Here is an 18,626-nt window from a genome sequence, read left to right on the forward strand (position 1 = left end):
TACCGTGGTCAACGTGGCCGATGGTGCCGACGTTAACGTGCGGTTTTGTACGCGCGAATTTTTCCTTGGCCATTGCCCTCAGATCCTAATCCGAACCAAAAAAACACGTAAGAACCCACCGCACAAGCCGACGGGTAACTAAAATACTGGAGCGGGTGAAGGGAATCGAACCCTCGTCGTAAGCTTGGAAGGCTTCTGCTCTACCATTGAGCTACACCCGCATATTTTTAATAGCGAGCTCTCGCGAGGGCGAGAGAATGGTGGAGGGGGCAGGATTCGAACCTGCGTAGACTAAGTCGGCGGATTTACAGTCCGCTGCATTTGACCGCTCTGCCACCCCTCCATCCGGGTCGAAACGTTGCCGGGTGTGACCCCGTCTTCGCTGCGGCGAGGGAGGGAATACGTTGCAGGTGCCCTTCTTGTCAACAGCAAAAAAAGCACGAATTCGTATTTCCTTTCCTATATGTTGGTTTGGCCCCATAAACCGGGCGAAACAAAGTGCATTCAAGTTGTTATGAGTTGGAGGTTTCCGCCACAATGCCGCGCCGCAGCAAAAACCGTTCATTTTCCCGCCCAGCCAATGCTGGCGCCGGGGACAATTCCACGCCGGACGCGGAAAACGACGACAACAATTCCCGTCGCAGCCGCGGTCGGGGCCGGGATTCTGGCAGTGGGCGCGACGCGTCGCGTCTGATTCTTTTTGGTCGCCACCCCGTGATCATGGCGATTCACAACCCGCAGCGAACGATTCATCGCATCTGGTCCACCGAAAATGCCCGCGAAGAAGTCAACTATGCGCTGCAAGAAGCTGGCCGGACCGATGTTTTGGTCGACAATGCCGGGCGGATCGATATTGATCAGATGTTACCGCCCGGTGCGGTTCATCAGGGCATTGCCATGCATTGCGCGCCCCTGCCCCAGCCCGGGGTCGAGGATCTGGTCGCGGAATATCGCGATCAGGAATCGGCAACCGTTCTGATTCTCGATCAGGTTACCGATCCGCATAATGTCGGCGCGATTTTACGGAGCGCCGCTGCGTTTGGCGCCTGTGCCGTGATTGTACCAGACCGCCACGCCCCGCAAGAATCGGGTGTGCTGGCCAAATCGGCCAGTGGGGCGCTTGAAGTGGTGCCCTATATCCATGCAGGCAACCTTGCCCGCGCGCTTGAAACCCTGAAAGGGGCCAATTTCTGGCTGGCAGGGATGGATGGCAGTGCAGATCAGACCCTGGCCGAAGCCAAGCTGAAGGGAAAAGTCGGCATTGTGATGGGGTCCGAAGGAGATGGCTTGCGCCGCTTGACCCGTGACAATTGCGATTTTCTGGTCAAACTGCCAATGACCGACCGCATCGAAAGCCTGAATGTTTCAAACGCGGCTGCCGTTGCCCTGTACGAACTGTTCCGCTAACAGGGCAAACCGGATTAAAACTTCGGCGAATCGTTTGAAAATACTGAAAAACCACCCCTGCGGACGGCGATACAAAATGGGCAAATCAGGGGCTTGCAATCCTGCCCGTCCCGGACTATGTTCTCGCCGCTCGCGCCGGCATAGCTTTAATTGGTAGAGCAGCGGATTTGTAATCCGAAGGTTGGGAGTTCGAGTCTCTCTGCCGGCACCACAAAAACCCCGCAGACATTATGGTTCTGCGGGGTTTTGTTGTTTTGGTATTACTGTTTATTCCGGCGCGATTCAAATCGCCCGCACGACCAGCAAACGACCAGCACGGCAAAATGCTACAGGCACTTGAAACTGCTGCCGACACCTCTAATCCTGCCCCGGATGCCCAACCATCTCAATCGGGTAGCCATCGCGCACCCATGACATAAAACCACCCTTGAGCGTCATCACCTTGCAATCAAGATGTTGAAGGGCCGCATTGGCCACAGCAAAAGATCGCTGCCCGACAGCACAGATAAACACGACATCAAGCCCGGTATCGTCAGTGCGGTCGATCAGGTCGGCCATATCGAGCATGCCCAACGGCGTATTGATCGCACCGGCCACGGTGCCACTGGTAAATTCATCGGCTTCGCGCACATCTATCATCAGGACACTTTTTTGGCGCAACAACAGATCAAGCGCGGCGCTGTCAATAAAATATACAGAATTATCTGACATTGTTTCCTTTCATGACCTGCCTGCATCAGGCACACTATTGTTTGTCAGCATATTGCAGGTGCGACCAAAGCAGAGTGACGATGTTACGTCACTAATTTGTGAACGGTAAACCCGTTTAAACCGATAAAAACACACTAAACTTTTTGAAGTCTAACATTGCGGTGTCGCAATGCAGTAACCACGTTCAAGAGTAGTGAAGTTACGTTTCATCCCGTCGCCCTGGCCTTGCCGGGGGCATGATTTAAACGGAAAATTTCCTTTCCGTTGCCCCGCAAGCATATCGCGGACATTGCGGATGAACAATTTGGCAAACTGGCGCGCATTGCGGTTTGCCCATCGGGTCTGATTGACGCCAATTTTCGTTTCGAAACCTGTTTTGACACCCAGGCTGTCTGTTTTTTCTCGTTTCTGTATCGGGGACATGTGCGCCCGCAGCCCCCGCAAGAACCGTAACAATAAAACAATAAAGGGTGCGCGCGCCAAAAAGCCGTGCCCGAAACACCAACCGGGAGGATCGCGACCAAAACCGGCCCCTTGTCTGTAAAGACCAACGACGTGCGATAATTTTGGAAAGGAGACCGCGCCATGGCTGAAGACCAGGATATCTTCGAGCTATATGCGGAAGGCTATGACGGAAAACGTGAAACCGAACTGACCATTCGCGACTATCTTAATTTGTGCCGCGATGATCCATCTGCCTATTCGTCGGCGGCCGAACGCATGATCAAGGCCATTGGCGAGCCTGAATTGATCGATACATCGACCGATTCCCGCCTGGGCCGCATCTTCCTTAACCGCACAATCAAGCGATATCCGGCCTTTGCCGACTTTTATGGCATGGAAGAAACCATCGAACGAATTGTCGGCTTCTTTAAATATGCGGCACAGGGCCTGGAAGAACGCAAACAGGTTCTTTATCTGCTTGGCCCGGTTGGCGGCGGCAAAAGCTCGCTTGCCGAACGCCTGAAAGAACTGATGGAACATGAACCCATTTATGTTCTTAAAGCTGGCGACGACATAAGCCCCGTATTTGAAAGCCCGCTGGGCCTGTTTAATCCGGCCAAAATGGGCGATGCCATTAACGACAAATACGGCATTCCCAAACGACGGCTAACCGGCCTGATGTCGCCCTGGGCGGTTAAGCGACTGGACGAATTTGAAGGCGATTTGTCGAAATTTTCGGTGGTGAAACTGTTGCCGTCGCGCCTGCGCCAGATCGGCATTGCCAAAACCGAGCCGGGCGACGAAAACAATCAGGATATTTCCTCGCTGGTCGGCAAGGTCGATATTCGCAAGCTGGAATATTACAGCCAGAACGACCCCGACGCCTATTCCTATTCCGGCGGGTTGAACCGCGCCAATCAGGGCATGCTTGAATTTGTTGAAATGTTCAAGGCCCCGATCAAGATGTTGCATCCGTTGCTGACAGCAACACAGGAAAGCAACTATATCGGCACGGAAAACCTGGGGTCGATCCCTTTTCAGGGCATGATTTTGGCCCATTCCAACGAAGCCGAATGGCAGACCTTCAAGGCCAATAAAAACAACGAAGCCTTTATCGACCGGATCAGCGTCATCAAGGTGCCCTATTGCCTGCGCGTTACCGAAGAAACCAGCATTTACGATAAATTGTTGCAGGGATCGGAACTTGAACAAGGGTGCTGTGCACCCGGCACCCTGAAAATGCTGGCACAGTTTTCGATTCTGTCACGCTTGCAGGAACATGAAAATTCCAATCTGTATTCCAAGATGCGGGTTTATGACGGCGAAACATTGAAAGATGTCGACCCCAAAGCCAAGTCGATGCAGGAATATCGCGATTCGGCCAGTGTCGATGAAGGCATGGACGGCATTTCAACCCGGTTTGCCTTTAAGGTTCTGTCTGAAACCTTCAACCACGATACCCACGAAGTGGCCGCCGACCCGGTGCATCTGATGTATGTATTGGAACAAGCGATCCGCCGTGAACAATACCCCGAAGAACGCGAAAAGGAATATATGGAGTTCATCAAGGCTGAGCTGGGTCCACGCTATGCCGAGTTTATCGGCGCAGAAATCCAGAAAGCCTATCTTGAAAGCTATTCCGACTACGGACAAAACCTGTTTGACCGTTATGTGGCCTATGCCGATGCCTGGATTGAAGACCAGGATTTCAAAGACCCTGATACCGGGCAGTTGCTGGATCGCAAGATTATCGACCAGGAGCTTTCCAAGGTCGAAAAACCGGCAGGGATCGCCAACCCCAAGGATTTCCGCAACGAAGTCGTCAAATTTGCCCTGCGCGCACGTGCCAATAACAAGGGCAAAAACCCGTCCTGGACATCGTATGAAAAACTGCGTGAAGTGATTGAAAAGCGCATGTTCAGCCAGGTTGAAGACCTGTTACCGGTCATTTCATTCGGGTCGAAAAAAGACGGCGACAGCGAAAAGAAACATAACGAATTCGTCAAACGCATGATTGATCGTGGCTATACCGAACGTCAGACCCGCCGCCTGGTCGAATGGTATATGCGCGTCAACAAGGCGGGCTGATATGCCCCGCATGGCCCCGCCGGGTGGTGACTTTCCCCTTTCATCACCCGGCGCCGGTTTTTGCCCTGCCCCTGCGTTTTTAGGATATACCGCCCATGTTTCATATCATCGACCGCCGCAAAAACCCCAAAGGCAAAAGTCTGGGCAATCGCCAACGGTTTATGCGCCGGGCCAAGGCGCAAATCAAAAAAGCGGTTGAAGAATCGATCAAAACCCGTGGCATCACCGATATCGATAATGGCGACCAGATCACCATTCCTGGCAAAACCCTGCGCGAACCCGGTTTTCACCATGCCGGGCGCGGCGGTGACCGCAATTATGTTTTACCGGGCAACAAAAAATTTATCCCCGGCGACCGCATTGCCCGCCCCAATGGCGGCGATGGCGGTGCCGGTGGGTCGCAAGCCAGCCCGGATGGCGACGGCGAAGACCAGTTTCAGTTTGTGCTGACCCGTGACGAGTTTCTCGACATTTTTTTCGAGGATCTGGAACTTCCTGACCTTTTGAAAAAAAGCCTGAAACAAACCACCGCCTTTCGCACCGCACGGGCAGGATATTCATCCGACGGATCGCCCGCCAACCTCAACCTTGTGCGGACCATGCGCAATTCGCTGGCCCGGCGCATTGGCCTTCGTCGCCCAAAAAACAGCGAGATTCGCGAACTGGAAGAAAAAATTGCCCGCCTGATCCAAGATGCGGAAACAGTGCCCGATGCCGATAAAGCGCAACAGGCCGAAGCCCTGCGGGTTTTGCAAGCCGAACTGGACGAAGCCAAACGCCGCAGCCGGGCCATTGCCTTTATCGACCCGATAGATACCCGATATAACCAGTTTCGCCAGATCCCCGATCCCAACACACAGGCCGTCATGTTTTGCCTGATGGATGTTTCCGGGTCGATGTCCGAGCAGATGAAGGAACTGGCGAAACGCTTTTTCATGCTGTTGCACATGTTTTTGCACCGCCGCTATGAACATGTCGATGTGGTGTTTATTCGCCATACATCGCGCGCCTCCGAGGTGGACGAAGAAACCTTTTTCTATTCGCGTGAAACCGGCGGCACCATTGTTTCGACCGCCCTTGAGGAAATGAAACGGGTGCTAAAGGACCGTTACCCGACCGATCAATGGAACATCTATGCGGCACAGGCATCGGACGGCGATAACTATTCCAATGACGGAGCCAAATGCACCGCCCTTCTGGCCGAAGACCTGCTGCCAAAATGCCAGTATTACGCCTATATCGAAATCACCGACGAGCGCGAAGCCGAGATTTTTTCGACCGCTGAAGGCGAAACCGCGTTGTGGAAGGCCTATGCCCCGCTGGCACAAACCCGAAATGCGCGATTTGCCTTAAAACGGGTAACCAGGGCGGCGGATATTTTCCCGGTTTTTCGCGAACTGTTTGCCAAAAACAAGTCGGAGGCCCGGACATGAGCAAAAGACCGGAAAATCGTCTGCTGTTTGAAGGTGCTGATTGGGATTTCAACAGCCTGAAAGCCACCTATGACGCGATTGAAGACATCGCGATCAATGAAATGCATCTCGATGTTTATACCAACCAGATTGAAGTGATCACATCTGAACAGATGCTGGATGCCTATTCATCGATTGGCATGCCGTTGATGTATCATCACTGGTCGTTTGGGAAACGCTTTGTGCGCGACGATGTGATGTATCGCAAGGGATACCAGGGGCTGGCTTATGAGATCGTCATTAATTCCAACCCGTGCATTTCCTATGTGATGGAGGAAAACACCATTGGCATGCAGGCATTGGTCATGGCCCATGCGGCCTTTGGTCATAACCATTTTTTCAAAAATAATTATCTGTTCAAACAATGGACCGATGCCGACGGCATTCTTGATTATTTGCAATTTGCCAAACGCTATATCGCCAAATGCGAAGACCGGTTTGGCTTTGACGCGGTTGAACGCATTCTTGATGCGGCCCACGCCTTGATGGATCACGGGGTCAATCGCTATTCCCACCCCGAAAAACCCAATTTGGCGGTTGAACTGGAACGCGAACGCGAACGCGCCAAATACGAAGACGAAACCTATAACGATTTATGGCGCACCCTGCCCCAGGCCGAAGAAGACACCGAAACCCGGGACGAACAACACAGCCGCCTGCGTCGCGAACAGCGCCGGGCCCAATTTGGCCTGCCCGAAGAAAATCTGCTGTATTTTTTAGAAAAGAACGCACCGGGCCTGCAATCGTGGGAGCGCGAACTGTTGCGGATTGTGCGCAATATCGGCCAGTATTTTTACCCGCAAAAACAAACCAAGGTCATGAATGAAGGCTGTGCCTGCTATGTGCATTACCACATCATGAACCGGCTTTATGACAAGGGCCTGATTTCCGAAGGTACGATCATGGAATTTATCGATTCGCATTCAAAGGTGGTGTTTCAGCCCGACTATGACGACCCGCGTTATTCCGGCTTTAACCCCTATGCGCTGGGTTTTGCCATGATGCAGGATATTCACCGTATCTGCGTTGACCCCACCGACGAAGACAAAAAATGGTTCCCCGACATTGCCGGTAACAATGCCCCCATCCCCACCTTGTGCGATGCCTGGGCACAATATCGCGACGAAAGTTTTATTCTGCAATTTCTGTCGCCCAAACTGATGCGCGACATGAAAATGTTCATGATCAAGGATCAGGCGTCGAGCCCGCATTTGGAAGTTGGTGCCATTCATAACGACAAGGGCTATCGTAATGTGCGCCGGGCGCTGGCACGGATGCATGACCTCTCGGTGCGCGAACCCGATTTACAAGTGGTTGATGTTGACTTGCGCGGCAACCGCCAGCTCTATATCGCCCATACCCAGCATGACGGCATTCGCCTTGATAAATCAGAAGCCGAACTGACACTGGGCTATATTGGTCAGCTTTGGGGATACGGCGTTACCTTGCAGGCCGTTGATAATGACAGCGGCGAAATCCTGCATGAAGCGCATTACACCCCCGACGATCTGGCTCCGGCGTAAAGCAATCAGGCTTTCGGGATCGATCTGAGGATTGATCCTTTAAAGCATTTTTCCATCAGGAACGCGGCCTTTTTAATTTATGGTTGACCATAACATTTGGCCAGAAGCCCGCACGCCAGGAACATTTTTAAACCGAAACAAATTTTCCAGACGTTTTACAAACAGCCAAAATCCCAGCATATCTGCCGAATCTGACGAACTGCATGTGAAGTTTTTCTATTTCTTATTCGAAACATTCATTTTAGGTAGTTATGAAATTCCCTGTTTCCATCAAATTACAAATCTTAACAGACTCATTCGCCTTTCGCCTGGTGCAAAGCGCCCTTCGGGCAAAACAATCGTGTTCAACCCTGGGAAACCAGCACGTTCAGGCCGCGCACCAGCGTTTTATCGCAATATGAGTCCAAACCGATCTCGCAACGCGCCTGAATTTTCTGCCCCTGCCCTTGCCCCAAAAACGTCGATTAATCCAACCCCAATTGCCGGAAGTTTGGCGATCTGGTTTGCAGCGGTGTTTTTTCTCTTTGACAAAGGAGAAACGTTATAACATAACAAATCAACTTTTCCTCCTCTGCCAAAATGGAAATCCCATGTTGAAATCACGCTTGCTCTTTACCGGTGCCCTGTTTGTTGCCGCCCAGTTTGCCCTGCCCACCGGTGCGCAGGCATCAGATGTGCCACGGGTTGTGGCCTCGCTCAAACCAATCCATTCGATTGCGGCGGCCATCATGCAAGGTGTTGGTGAACCGGAATTGCTGGTGAAAGGGGCGGCATCGCCGCACACCTATTCGCTGCGCCCCAGCGAAGCCAGCGCCCTGCAAAATGCCGATCTGGTTATTTATGTCTCGCCGGAGCTGGAAGCGTTTTTAACCAAACCGCTGGCGTCACTTTCATCGCATGCCAAAATTCTGGAACTGGCCGAAGCCGATGGCATTTCGATCCTTGCCATGCGTGAGGGCGGTGCATGGGAAGCCCACGATCATGACGACGAAGCCGACCACGATGCCGATGAAGAGCATGATCACGCGGCACATGCAGAGGAAGCGCATGATCATGACGGGCATGACCATGATCACGACGTGCACGAAAATGATCATGACCACGACCATCATCCTGACGAAGGCGACCCCCATATCTGGATGAGCCCGGAAAACGGCAAGGCCATTGCACGCGACATTACGGTCGAACTTGCCGAAATTGATCCGACCCATGCCGATTTTTATCGTGCCAATTTAAAAAGCCTGCTTGGCAAAATTGACGCAACAAAGGATGATCTGACCCAACGCATCAGCGCGGTTCAGGACAAGCCCTTTATTGTTTTTCATGATGCCTATCAATATCTGGAACACAGTTTTAAGTTAAAGGCCGTTGGCTCGATCACGATTTCACCGGACCGTAAACCGGGTGCCAAACGCCTGCATGACATTGAAAACAAGATCACATCCAGCGGTGCTGCCTGTGTCTTTGCCGAACCGCAATTCAAACCTGCTTTGGTTCAGTCCATCGTTGCCGATACCGGGGCGCGAATCGGAACACTGGACCCGCTAGGAGCCGATATTGACGCCGGACCGAATGCCTATACCGACATTTTGTCGCAAAATATTGACGCGTTGGCGAGCTGCCTTAAAGGTTAAACCCCTAACCTTTGTGGCTGAGGCGTCGCGCCCCGATTTTCGGGGCGCGCGCTTTTTTTGGTGCGCACGCCCCGCAATTGCCGCCATCTGCCTCAGCCTTGTGGCCCTTACCGCATCCCCTCCCCTGGCACAGGCACATCCCCATGTCTGGCTTGATACCCAGGCAACCATGATTTTCACCGGCAAAAAAATCTCGGCCATTCGCATGGTTTGGGTGTTTGACGATATGTTCAGCCTGACAGTGATGGACCAGTTTGATCACAACCATGATCGCCGTTTTTTCGACGCCGAAAACGACGAAGTCCGCGACAATGCCTTTGTTGCACTGGCCGATATCGGTTTTCTGACCTATCTGCGCCGCAATGAAAAGGTCGTCAAAGTTGCAGGATTCCAGAATTTCATTGCCGACATTACCGATGAAGGCCGGGTAAAATACAGCTTTACCCTTAACCTTGCCAAGCCGGTTGATCCGATTGCTGATCAAATCGGACTGTCGGTTTATGATTCGGAATATTTCATTGATGTCGGCTTTGCCAAAGACAACCCGATTTCGTTTTCAGGCAATGATGGCATAACTTGCAGCTATAAAATGGGCGAAGATGACAAACACCGCATCTATTTCGACATGGTATCACCGCAGCGCGCCGACATCACCTGCCACTAAACCGATGAAAAACTGGCACCGCCGCATTTTAATGCTGGCTGTGCTGATATGCGCGGGTTTTACCCTGCTGGTAACAGCCCCCCATGCCAACGCCCAAACGGCGGAATTGTTAGGCCGGCGCAGTGCCATAGACCCGGCAGCGGATTCGTCGGCAATTGCCCTGCCCGACTGGCTGGCTGGCATTGTCGGCGGGGCGATGAAAATACAAACACAGCTTAACCGCCAAATGACCCAAACCCTGCGCGATGCCAAACAGGGAAACAGCTGGTGGCCCGCACTAAGCATTATTGCCCTGTCATTTGCCTATGGCGTGTTTCACGCCGCCGGGCCGGGCCATGGCAAAATGGTGACCAGCACCTATTTCCTGTCGCGCGATGCCGGGTGGAAACAGGGCGTTGCCATGGGCGGACTGATCGCAGCAACCCAGGCCATCAGCGCAATTGTGTTGGTGGGCACACTTGGCCTGATATTTAATCTTGGCCCGGCGGCCATTACCAAAAACGGCTTGCTGCTGGAACTGGCATCCTATGCGTTGATTGTGGTGATGGGCCTTTATATGTGCCTGCGCATCGCCCAGGGGCGCGATGATTGCTGTGACCATGGCCATGTGCACGAACACGACCATCATGCACATGAACATGTAACCGCCACGCACGATGATCCCACGGCTCCGACTTTCGCACACGCACACGCAGCCAACACCCGCGCAAGATCCCCGGCAATCATCAGCGCCATTATTGTTGGGTTGCGGCCCTGCACCGGGTCCATTCTTATGTTGCTGTTTACCCTGGCAAATGGCCTGTTTTTAATTGGCATTGCCGCGGCCTTCGCCATGGCATTTGGCGTTGCCTTAACAGTCAGTGCCATTGGCCTTGCTGCTATTGGCATTCGCTTTGGCAGCCAAAAGCTGTTTTCGGTGCCGCCAGCCGTTTCGCAATGGGTGCGACGCATTGTCGGCTTTGGCGGTGCGGCCCTGATTACCCTTTTTGGTGTGGTGCTGTTTTTATCTGCCAGTCATCAACTCGGCTGGATTTGATCTAAAGCACACCTTGCCGGGCTGCCACCATCGCCCGTTTCATCCTTTGCGGTGCGTGCGTAATTTGCTAATCGGTGCGCCATATTGCGCCCGAAAGGCCCGGCTTAGGGTGGCTGATGATGCAAAACCGGTTTGCAGGGCAATTTGCGCCACCGAAAGGGCTGTTTGCGTCGCCAGGTCGCGTGCGCGGGCCAAGCGGATCATCTGGTAATATTTCCCCGGCGACAGCGCCAGTTCACGCTGAAACATCCGGTCCAGCGACCGCACCGATAATGATGCGCGCTTTGCGATCAACGCAAGGGAAACCGGATCTTCGATGTGATCCATCATCACATCGATGGCGGCCAACAAACCAGGCGTGTCAGAACGATGTTTTAAAATATTGGCCCCGCGCCCGCTACCATGCTGGCGTTCGGCGTCATAGACAAACAGATTGGCAACGTCAAAGGCCATGGCCGGGCCAAATTTTTCGGCCAGCACATGCAACATCAGATCCAGCACCGTCGAGGCCCCGCCGCAGGTGATGTATTTTCCCGCCACCACAAATCTTTGTTTCCCCGGTATGATATCGGGAAATGTCTCGGCAAAATCGGCGGCTTCCTGCCAATGGATGGTCGCCTGTGCCCCGTTTAACAACCCGGCCGAGGCCAACAGCCACGCACCGGTGTCTAACCCCGCAACATAAGATGCCCGATTTGCCAATTGCCGCAACTGCGCCATACAGCGCGGCGACACATGCCCGCGCACATCATACCCGGCAATGACCACCAGATAATCCACCGCGCCAGCCTGTTTGATCGTGCCATCGGGTTTGATCTGAATACCGCTGGAACTTTGCACGATATTGTTATCCAGCGAGGTGATTTGCCAGCGAATATGATGCGCCTGCGCCATATCACGCGCCGCCCGCAAAGGTTCCAGCGCACTGGCCAGAACCATGTTTGAAAAACCGTCAAACAGCAAAAACTGAAAAGACATATCATTTGGCATAATCAGCAAAATAACCGACGATATTGGCAAATAACACCCCGCAATTTCGCGCTAGGCTGGGGCCAGCATAAAACAGAAATTTCTCAGACACAGGAATGCCCCATGCCCTTAGCCATGAACCGCGATGTTTTTATCACCGCCGCCGTTACCGGGTCGGGCGCGACCCAGGATAAATCCGCACATGTGCCGCGCTCGCCGCAGGAAATTGCCGATTCTGCCATCGATGCCGCTCGTGCCGGTGCCGCAATTGTGCATTGCCATGTTCGCGATCCCGAAACCGGCGCGCCATCACGCGACTTACGCTATTACCGCGACGTCACCGAACGTATCCGGGCCGCCGATGTCGATGTGGTGTTAAACCTGACCGCCGGCATGGGCGGCGACATTGTTTTTGGGTCCAGCGAACGCCCCCTGCCCCTGAACCCGGCCGGGACCGACATGGCAGGTGCGAGCGAACGCATGGCCCATATCGCCGATTGCCTGCCCGAAATTTGCACCCTTGACTGTGGCACCATGAATTTCGCCGAGGCCGATTATGTCATGACCAACACCCCGGGTATGTTGCGTGCCATGGGCCAGATGATGACCGATCTTGACGTGAAACCCGAAATTGAAGCCTTTGATACCGGCCATTTATGGTTTGCCAAACAACTGGTGGCCGAGGGCATTTTAACCAGCCCCGCCCTGGTGCAGCTTTGCATGGGCGTTCCGTGGGGCGCACCCAATGATTTGAACACCTTTATGGCGATGGTCAATAATGTGCCCGATGACTGGAACTGGTCGGCATTTTCGCTGGGCCGCGACCAGATGCCGTTTGTTGCCGCATCGGTGCTGGCGGGTGGCAATGTGCGTGTCGGGCTGGAAGATAACCTGTTTTTAAAAAAGGGTGTTTTGGCGACCAACGCGCAGTTGGTGGAACGTGCCGTTGGCATCATCGACGCGATGGGGGCCAATATTATCGGGCCGGATGCCGTGCGCAAAAAACTGGGACTGACCAAGCGGGAGCCGAAATAATGACAGCAGCACACACCCCCAACAAAGCCGCCATTATCGGCGGCGGCGTTATTGGCGGCGGCTGGGTCGCCCGGTTTTTGTTAAATGGCTGGGATGTTGCCGTTTACGACCCCGACCCGCAAGCCGAACGTAAAATAGCGGCTGTTTTGGAAAATGCCCGACGCAGCCTGCCCGCCCTTTACGATATCGCCCTTCCCGCCGAAGGAAAGCTGCACTTTTGTGGCTCTGTCGCCGATGCGCTAGACGGGGCAAGCTGGGTGCAGGAAAGTGCGCCCGAACAATTGGCGATCAAACATCGCATTCTGGCGGAAATCCAGCAACATGCCGCTGAAAATGCCGTGATCGGATCTTCCACATCGGGGTTCAAACCATCCGAATTGCAAGAAGGTGCTACGCGCCCCGGCCAAATCGTTGTCGCCCACCCGTTTAACCCGGTTTATTTGCTGCCATTGATCGAAATTGTCGCATCAAAACAATCCGACAAAGCCTTTATTGACCGCGCCTGCGCCATTTTGCGCGAGGTGGGCCTGAAACCGCTGGTGATTGGCAAGGAAATTGATGCCCATATTGCCGACCGGTTGTTGGAAGCCGTCTGGCGCGAGGGCTTGTGGCTGGTCAATGACGGCATCGCCACCACCGAAGAAATCGACGATGCCATTCGCTTCGGGTTTGGCTTGCGCTGGGCACAAATGGGGCTTTTTGAAACCTATCGCATTGCCGGGGGCGAAGCAGGCATGGGGCATTTCATTGCCCAGTTTGGCCCGGCCCTGAAATGGCCCTGGACCAAATTAATGAATGTGCCCGACCTGACCCCCGAACTGATTGCCAAAATTGCCGCCCAGTCTGATGCGCAATCAGGCGCGTTATCAATCCGCGAACTGGAACGCCTGCGCGATGATAATCTGGTTGGGATGATGCGTGCCCTTAAAAAATCGAACAGTGGGGCTGGCGGCACCATCAATGACCATGAAAAATCCCTAAGCCAACAAAAACCTGCCCGAAAAAGCCCGGCATTACCGCAAACCGTTTGCCGCCAGGTGCCGCAAAGCTGGACCGATTATAACGGCCATATGAACGAAGCCCATTATCTGGAGGCATTTGCCCAGGCCAGCGACGCGTTTATGGTCCTGATTGGCGCGGATGATGCCTATATCGCCAGTGGCAAAAGTTTCTTTACCGCCGAAACCCATTTGCGACATCTGGCCGAAGCCAAAGCAGGCGATACAATAACCATCACCACCCGCGTGCTGTTGGCACAGGGCAAAAAGATGCATTTGTTTCACACGATGTATGGTGATGGCGGCATTGAAATTGCCACCTGCGAAACCCTGTTGATCCATGTTGATCTGGGTACACGACGGGCCTGCAACCCGGCGAATGATGTTACCCGCCGCCTGGATGAATTTGGCACAGCCCATGCCAACCTGCCAAAGCCCGACGGCGCAGGTCGCCATGTCGGACAAAAAATCGGCTGATCCGTTACGTCGGACACATCAAAAAACACGGCCCGAAACTGCTGTTTCGGGCCGTGTGGTATCTAACGCGCGTATTAAAAGCTGGCCTGGTTTAGCCAAAACGCCCGGTAATATAATCACGGGTGCGGGCTTCGCGCGGGTTGGTAAAAAATTCGCGCGTCGGGCTGATTTCAACCAGATCCCCCAAATACATAAACGCCGTGTAATCCGACGTGCGGGCGGCCTGCTGCATATTATGGGTAACAATGATGATGGTGTAATCGGCGCGCAATTCCGAAATCAGTTCCTCGATCTTCATGGTGGAAATCGGATCAAGGGCCGATGCCGGTTCATCAAGCAGCAAGACTTCGGGGTTCAGCACCACAGAACGCGCAATGCACAAACGTTGTTGCTGCCCGCCGGAAAGACCATTGCCGCTGGCATGAAGTTTGTCTTTGACCTCGTCCCACAGGGCAACCTTGCGCAGGCCCCATTCCACCCGTTCATCCATTTCGGATTTGGACAGTTTTTCATACATGCGCACAGCAAAGGCGATGTTTTCATAAATCGACATCGGAAACGGTGTTGGTTTTTGAAACACCATACCAACACGGGCGCGCAGATTGTTCAAATCCTTGCCCGATGCCAGAATATTTTCACCATCCAGCAAAATTTCGCCCGTCGCCGTCTGATTGGGATACAGCGAATAGATGCGGTTAAGCGTGCGCAGCAAGGTCGACTTACCACAGCCCGACGGACCAATGAGTGCCGTCACACTGCGATCATGAAAATCAAGCGAGATGGAATTCAGGGTTTTGTTTTTACCATAGTAAAAATCAAGCCCCCTTACGCTTACCTTGATCGGGGTTGGTTCCCCAAGAGGAGCGTGCGCAACGATATCATCGGGAAGAGCCTGAAACATGCTCATGATTAACCTTTCATCCTGCTTTTCGCAGCCAGCAACGTCCGTGCAGCAATGGTCAGCCCCAGCACGGCAAGAGTAATAAGCAATGCCCCGGCCCACGCCAGCGACCGCCAGTCGTCATAGGGGCTCATGGCGAAGTTGAAAATCACCACTGGCAGGTTTGCCATTGGCTGATTCATGTTGGTGCTCCAGAACTGGTTATTCAGCGATGTGAACAACAAAGGTGCTGTCTCACCGCTGATCCGGGCCACCGCAAGCAAGGCCCCGGTCATAAGCCCCGGCCCCGCCGAGCGATAAGACACCTGCAAAATCACCCGCCACCGCGGAATACCAAGGGCAGCTGCGGCTTCGCGCAAGGTATCGGGCACCAGCAACAACATGTCTTCCGAGGTTCGTACGACAACGGGCAAGGCAATAATGGCCAGGGCAATCGCCCCGGCATAGCCAGAGAAATGGCCCATCGGCACGACAACCAGTTCGTAAACAAACAAACCGATCAGGATCGAGGGGGCCGACAGCAAAATATCGTTGATAAAGCGCACTACCGCCGAAATTTTGGTATAACGCCCGTATTCCGCCAGATATGTCCCGACCAGCAAGCCCACGGGAATGCCGACAATGGTGGCGATACCCACCATCATCAGCGAGCCGAAAATGGCATTTAACAAGCCGCCATCCGAACCCGGCGGCGGTGTCATTTCGGTAAACAGTTTCAGCGACAGGGCCGAAAAACCCTGCCCGAACAGCGACCATAAAATCCACGCCAAGACAGCAATGCCCAGCACGGTAACCGCATGGGACATTGTCATATGAAACATCGAAATCAAACGACGGCGCATATACATGCGACGCTGATAAGGCGACGAAACCTGACGTTCGGTCGTTGGTTTGACCGGTGTTTGAACTGACATAATATCGTGTCCTTTCCCGGCCTAACGGCCTGATTGCTTTTTCAGGCGCAACAAAAACAGCCGCGCCACCGCCAGCACAATGAACGTAATGACAAACAGGGTCAGACCCAGTGTCACCAATGCCGATGTGTGCAGTTTGGAATCAGCTTCGACAAATTCATTGGCAATTGAGGATGAAATGGTCGCCCCCGGCCCCATAATGGAGGCCGACAAGCGATGCGAATTACCAATCACAAAGGTAACCGCCATGGTTTCGCCCAATGCCCGGCCCAGCCCCAGCATTACAGCCCCAACCGTCCCTGCCCGGCAATAAGGCAAAACAACCCGGTAAACCACTTCCCAGCGCGTACATCCCAGCCCATAGGCCGATTCTTTAAGCACAGCGGGAACAGTGGTAAACACATCGCGCATCATGGCCGTGATAAACGGAACAATCATGATCGCCAGAATGATACCGGCGGTAAAAATGCCAATGCCCATGGGTGGGCTGGCAAATAACGGGCCAATAACCGGGATCGGTGCCAGGTTTGCCATCGTCCAGCGTTGCAGGGCGGCCCCGAATGTAGGGGCAAACACAAACAGGCCCCACATGCCGTAAATAATACTGGGAATAGCCGCAAGCAGCTCAATCGCCATGCCCACCGGGCGCGCGATCCATGCCGGAGACAGTTCGGTTAAAAAAACCGCAATGCCAAAACTGACCGGAACCCCGATAACAAGGGCAATAACCGCTGTAATCAATGTCTGGATAATGGCCGGAAGGGCCCCATAAACATCGGTAACCGGGTTCCAGTCGGAACTGATGAAAAACGACAATCCCTGATTTTTCAAAACCGGGATACTGCCCAAAACCAGAAATGCCAGAATGGCCACCAGCAAGAGCAGAACGAACATTGACAGCCCGAATGTCAGGTTATGAAAACCGCGATCGAATGCCGGTCGGAACTGTTTTACGGACACCGCAATAAACCTGCTTTTTGGGAAAAGTGAGAACAACCTTAAAACACCAAAGCCCGCCGCCGAGATCGTTCGGCGGCGGGTTGGTCAGGTAAGTTATGCAGCAAACTTACCAGATCTTTTTGCCATCGCTGGCTTTGACGTCGGCGGTCCAGGTTTTTTCAACCATCCCGACAACGTTTTTCGGCATCGAGACGTAATCAAGTTTGTCAGCGATATCGCTGCCGTTTTTGAAGGACCAGTCAAAGAAGTTCAGGACTTCCTTGGCAGTTTTGGCATTGTCCTGGGATTTGTGAACCAGGATGAAAGAAGCCGCGGTGATCGGCCAGCTTTTGGCGCCCGGCTGGTTGCCGAGGATCAGGTAATAACCCGGTGCATTGGCCCAATCTGCATTTGCAGCCGCAGCAGCAAACGAAGCGGCGGTCGGTGCAACAAATTCACCGTCCTTGTTTTTCATCTGGGTGTAAGCAAGGTTGTTCTGCAGGGCGTAAGCATATTCAACATAGCCGATCGAACCGTCGATCTGCTTGGTGTAGGATGCAACACCTTCATTGCCCTTGCCGCCAACACCAACCGGCCACTGAACCGATTTGTTAACGCCAATGCTGTCTTTCCAGGCCGGGCTGACAGCGGCAAGATAGTTGGTGAAGTTAAAGGTGGTGCCTGAACCATCCGAACGTTCAACAACAGAAATGGCTTCTGACGGCAGTTTCAAACCCGGGTTCAGGTCGGTAATCTGCTTGTCGTCCCATTTGGTGATTTTGCCAAGATAGATGTCGGCAAGAACCGGACCGCTGAGCTTGACCTCGCCCCCCTTGATGCCTTTGATGTTCACAACCGGAACAACACCACCCATGATCATCGGCCACTGAACCAGACCAGCTTCATCAAGCTCTTTCTTGGTCAGCGGGGCGTCAGATGCGCCAAAATCAACGGTGCTGGCTTTAATCTGCTTGATGCCGCCGCCCGAGCCGATCGACTGGTAGTTCATTTTTACACCGGTTTTTGCTTCATAGGCTTCGGCCCATTTCGCATATACCGGATAAGGGAAGGTGGCACCGGCGCCCGAAATTTCGGTCGCCTGAGCCGAGGCAAATACACCGGCAGCCATCAAAAGAGCAGCACCACCAAGGATGCCTTTCTTAAAAGTCGTCAGCATGAAGTTCTCCCAATCACCGTATCGGCAAAATCAAAAAATCAGGAAGATTTGACTGTCGGCGTTGTGCCGCCACACCAAACTTCTGGAATGAATTGTCGCCTCGACAGCATGTTGCCGTTGCGATGCCGCAGAACCTACACCCGGATTTTTCGATTTTTTCCTACAGTTTTGTGAATTCGTTCACACTGTCATATTTCTGTCCGTGAAACATTGAAACCTGTGGTTCAATTTTAATTA

17 protein-coding genes and 3 tRNA genes are annotated in these 18,626 nt (G+C 53.3%); 11 read left to right on the plus strand and 9 right to left on the minus strand.

Annotated features, from left to right (window positions below; translation table 11 throughout):
* The 3 genes from AAC086_RS17675 to AAC086_RS17685 form a co-directional block, all read right to left on the minus strand.
* Positions 1–73, minus strand: a 73-nt coding sequence (locus tag AAC086_RS17675; RefSeq protein WP_339780875.1) for a hypothetical protein, incomplete at its 3' end; no start/stop codon positions are given.
* A 74-nt stretch (positions 74–147) separates the two neighbouring features.
* A tRNA-Gly gene (locus AAC086_RS17680) sits at positions 148–221 on the minus strand.
* A gap of 37 nt (positions 222–258) precedes the next feature.
* Positions 259–343, minus strand: a tRNA-Tyr gene (locus tag AAC086_RS17685).
* Positions 344–537: 194 nt separating this feature from the next.
* On the opposite strand from AAC086_RS17685, the gene rlmB reads away from it, so the two are divergent.
* Complete coding sequence (rlmB, locus tag AAC086_RS17690; protein WP_339780672.1) at positions 538–1,407, plus strand: 23S rRNA (guanosine(2251)-2'-O)-methyltransferase RlmB; 870 nt, start codon at positions 538–540, stop codon at positions 1,405–1,407.
* A 134-nt stretch (positions 1,408–1,541) separates the two neighbouring features.
* Positions 1,542–1,618, plus strand: a tRNA-Thr gene (locus AAC086_RS17695).
* Positions 1,619–1,764: 146 nt separating this feature from the next.
* Here the strand turns inward: AAC086_RS17695 and AAC086_RS17700 are convergent.
* Positions 1,765–2,118 carry a rhodanese-like domain-containing protein gene (locus AAC086_RS17700; RefSeq protein WP_339780674.1) on the minus strand — a complete coding sequence of 118 codons (354 nt, stop codon included), beginning with the start codon at positions 2,116–2,118 and terminating at the stop codon, positions 1,765–1,767.
* A gap of 585 nt (positions 2,119–2,703) precedes the next feature.
* Here AAC086_RS17700 and AAC086_RS17705 point away from each other — a divergent pair.
* From AAC086_RS17705 to AAC086_RS17735, 7 genes are all read left to right on the plus strand, one after another.
* On the plus strand, positions 2,704–4,650 hold the full coding sequence (locus AAC086_RS17705; RefSeq protein ID WP_339780676.1) for a PrkA family serine protein kinase: 1,947 nt from the start codon (positions 2,704–2,706) through the stop codon (positions 4,648–4,650).
* Positions 4,651–4,745: 95 nt separating this feature from the next.
* Complete coding sequence (locus tag AAC086_RS17710) at positions 4,746–6,083, plus strand: YeaH/YhbH family protein (RefSeq protein WP_339780678.1); 1,338 nt, start codon at positions 4,746–4,748, stop codon at positions 6,081–6,083.
* Complete coding sequence (locus AAC086_RS17715; RefSeq protein WP_339780680.1) at positions 6,080–7,645, plus strand: SpoVR family protein; 1,566 nt, start codon at positions 6,080–6,082, stop codon at positions 7,643–7,645. The genes AAC086_RS17710 and AAC086_RS17715 overlap by 4 nt, the downstream gene beginning before the upstream one ends.
* A gap of 79 nt (positions 7,646–7,724) precedes the next feature.
* Positions 7,725–8,192, plus strand: coding sequence for a hypothetical protein (locus tag AAC086_RS17720; protein WP_339780681.1), 468 nt, complete (start codon positions 7,725–7,727; stop codon positions 8,190–8,192).
* A 43-nt stretch (positions 8,193–8,235) separates the two neighbouring features.
* On the plus strand, positions 8,236–9,279 hold the full coding sequence (znuA, locus tag AAC086_RS17725; protein WP_339780683.1) for a zinc ABC transporter substrate-binding protein ZnuA: 1,044 nt from the start codon (positions 8,236–8,238) through the stop codon (positions 9,277–9,279).
* On the plus strand, positions 9,248–9,943 hold the full coding sequence (locus AAC086_RS17730) for a DUF1007 family protein (RefSeq protein WP_339780685.1): 696 nt from the start codon (positions 9,248–9,250) through the stop codon (positions 9,941–9,943). Before znuA ends, AAC086_RS17730 begins: the two co-directional genes overlap by 32 nt.
* Positions 9,879–10,979 carry a high frequency lysogenization protein HflD gene (locus tag AAC086_RS17735; RefSeq protein WP_339780687.1) on the plus strand — a complete coding sequence of 367 codons (1,101 nt, stop codon included), beginning with the start codon at positions 9,879–9,881 and terminating at the stop codon, positions 10,977–10,979. The genes AAC086_RS17730 and AAC086_RS17735 overlap by 65 nt, the downstream gene beginning before the upstream one ends.
* Before the next feature lie 39 nt (positions 10,980–11,018).
* On the opposite strand, the gene AAC086_RS17740 is transcribed toward AAC086_RS17735, so the two are convergent.
* Entirely contained in the window at positions 11,019–11,957 is a 939-nt protein-coding gene (locus AAC086_RS17740; protein WP_339780689.1) for a GlxA family transcriptional regulator, read from the minus strand.
* Between the two features lie 114 nt (positions 11,958–12,071).
* Here AAC086_RS17740 and AAC086_RS17745 point away from each other — a divergent pair, with 114 nt between their 5' ends.
* Both AAC086_RS17745 and AAC086_RS17750 read left to right on the plus strand, forming a co-directional pair.
* The gene (locus AAC086_RS17745) at positions 12,072–12,983 is read left to right on the plus strand and encodes a 3-keto-5-aminohexanoate cleavage protein (RefSeq protein ID WP_339780691.1); all 912 of its coding nucleotides are present in this window, start codon (positions 12,072–12,074) and stop codon (positions 12,981–12,983) included.
* Complete coding sequence (locus AAC086_RS17750; RefSeq protein WP_339780693.1) at positions 12,983–14,458, plus strand: carnitine 3-dehydrogenase; 1,476 nt, start codon at positions 12,983–12,985, stop codon at positions 14,456–14,458. Before AAC086_RS17745 ends, AAC086_RS17750 begins: the two co-directional genes overlap by 1 nt.
* Before the next feature lie 91 nt (positions 14,459–14,549).
* Here AAC086_RS17750 and pstB read toward each other — a convergent pair whose 3' ends face one another.
* The 4 genes from pstB to pstS form a co-directional block, all read right to left on the minus strand.
* Positions 14,550–15,359 carry a phosphate ABC transporter ATP-binding protein PstB gene (gene pstB / locus AAC086_RS17755; RefSeq protein ID WP_339780877.1) on the minus strand — a complete coding sequence of 270 codons (810 nt, stop codon included), beginning with the start codon at positions 15,357–15,359 and terminating at the stop codon, positions 14,550–14,552.
* 8 nt (positions 15,360–15,367) lie between these two features.
* On the minus strand, positions 15,368–16,273 hold the full coding sequence (gene pstA / locus AAC086_RS17760; RefSeq protein WP_339780695.1) for a phosphate ABC transporter permease PstA: 906 nt from the start codon (positions 16,271–16,273) through the stop codon (positions 15,368–15,370).
* A 21-nt stretch (positions 16,274–16,294) separates the two neighbouring features.
* On the minus strand, positions 16,295–17,233 hold the full coding sequence (pstC, locus tag AAC086_RS17765; RefSeq protein WP_339780696.1) for a phosphate ABC transporter permease subunit PstC: 939 nt from the start codon (positions 17,231–17,233) through the stop codon (positions 16,295–16,297).
* A 106-nt stretch (positions 17,234–17,339) separates the two neighbouring features.
* Positions 17,340–18,389: a phosphate ABC transporter substrate-binding protein PstS gene (gene pstS / locus AAC086_RS17770; RefSeq protein ID WP_339780698.1), complete on the minus strand. Its 1,050-nt coding sequence runs from the start codon at positions 18,387–18,389 to the stop codon at positions 17,340–17,342.
* Positions 18,390–18,626: the final 237 nt, after the last annotated feature.

This window comes from uncultured Thalassospira sp. (assembly GCF_963976115.1).
Lineage (GTDB): Bacteria > Pseudomonadota > Alphaproteobacteria > Rhodospirillales > Thalassospiraceae > Thalassospira.

Bases quoted from the DNA above. Each gene is read 5' to 3' on its own strand.
- AAC086_RS17710 (WP_339780678.1), top strand. From the start codon at position 4,746: ATGTTTCATATCATCGACCGCCGCAAAAACCCCAAAGGCAAAAGTCTG.
- AAC086_RS17745 (WP_339780691.1), top strand. From the start codon at position 12,072: ATGCCCTTAGCCATGAACCGCGATGTTTTTATCACCGCCGCCGTTACC.
- AAC086_RS17705 (WP_339780676.1), top strand. From the start codon at position 2,704: ATGGCTGAAGACCAGGATATCTTCGAGCTATATGCGGAAGGCTATGAC.
- rlmB (WP_339780672.1), top strand. From the start codon at position 538: ATGCCGCGCCGCAGCAAAAACCGTTCATTTTCCCGCCCAGCCAATGCT.
- AAC086_RS17750 (WP_339780693.1), top strand. From the start codon at position 12,983: ATGACAGCAGCACACACCCCCAACAAAGCCGCCATTATCGGCGGCGGC.
- AAC086_RS17700 (WP_339780674.1), bottom strand. From the start codon at position 2,118: ATGTCAGATAATTCTGTATATTTTATTGACAGCGCCGCGCTTGATCTG.
- AAC086_RS17715 (WP_339780680.1), top strand. From the start codon at position 6,080: ATGAGCAAAAGACCGGAAAATCGTCTGCTGTTTGAAGGTGCTGATTGG.
- pstA (WP_339780695.1), bottom strand. From the start codon at position 16,273: ATGTCAGTTCAAACACCGGTCAAACCAACGACCGAACGTCAGGTTTCG.
- AAC086_RS17740 (WP_339780689.1), bottom strand. From the start codon at position 11,957: ATGTCTTTTCAGTTTTTGCTGTTTGACGGTTTTTCAAACATGGTTCTG.
- pstS (WP_339780698.1), bottom strand. From the start codon at position 18,389: ATGCTGACGACTTTTAAGAAAGGCATCCTTGGTGGTGCTGCTCTTTTG.
- pstB (WP_339780877.1), bottom strand. From the start codon at position 15,359: ATGTTTCAGGCTCTTCCCGATGATATCGTTGCGCACGCTCCTCTTGGG.
- AAC086_RS17735 (WP_339780687.1), top strand. From the start codon at position 9,879: ATGACAAACACCGCATCTATTTCGACATGGTATCACCGCAGCGCGCCG.
- znuA (WP_339780683.1), top strand. From the start codon at position 8,236: ATGTTGAAATCACGCTTGCTCTTTACCGGTGCCCTGTTTGTTGCCGCC.
- AAC086_RS17720 (WP_339780681.1), top strand. From the start codon at position 7,725: ATGGTTGACCATAACATTTGGCCAGAAGCCCGCACGCCAGGAACATTT.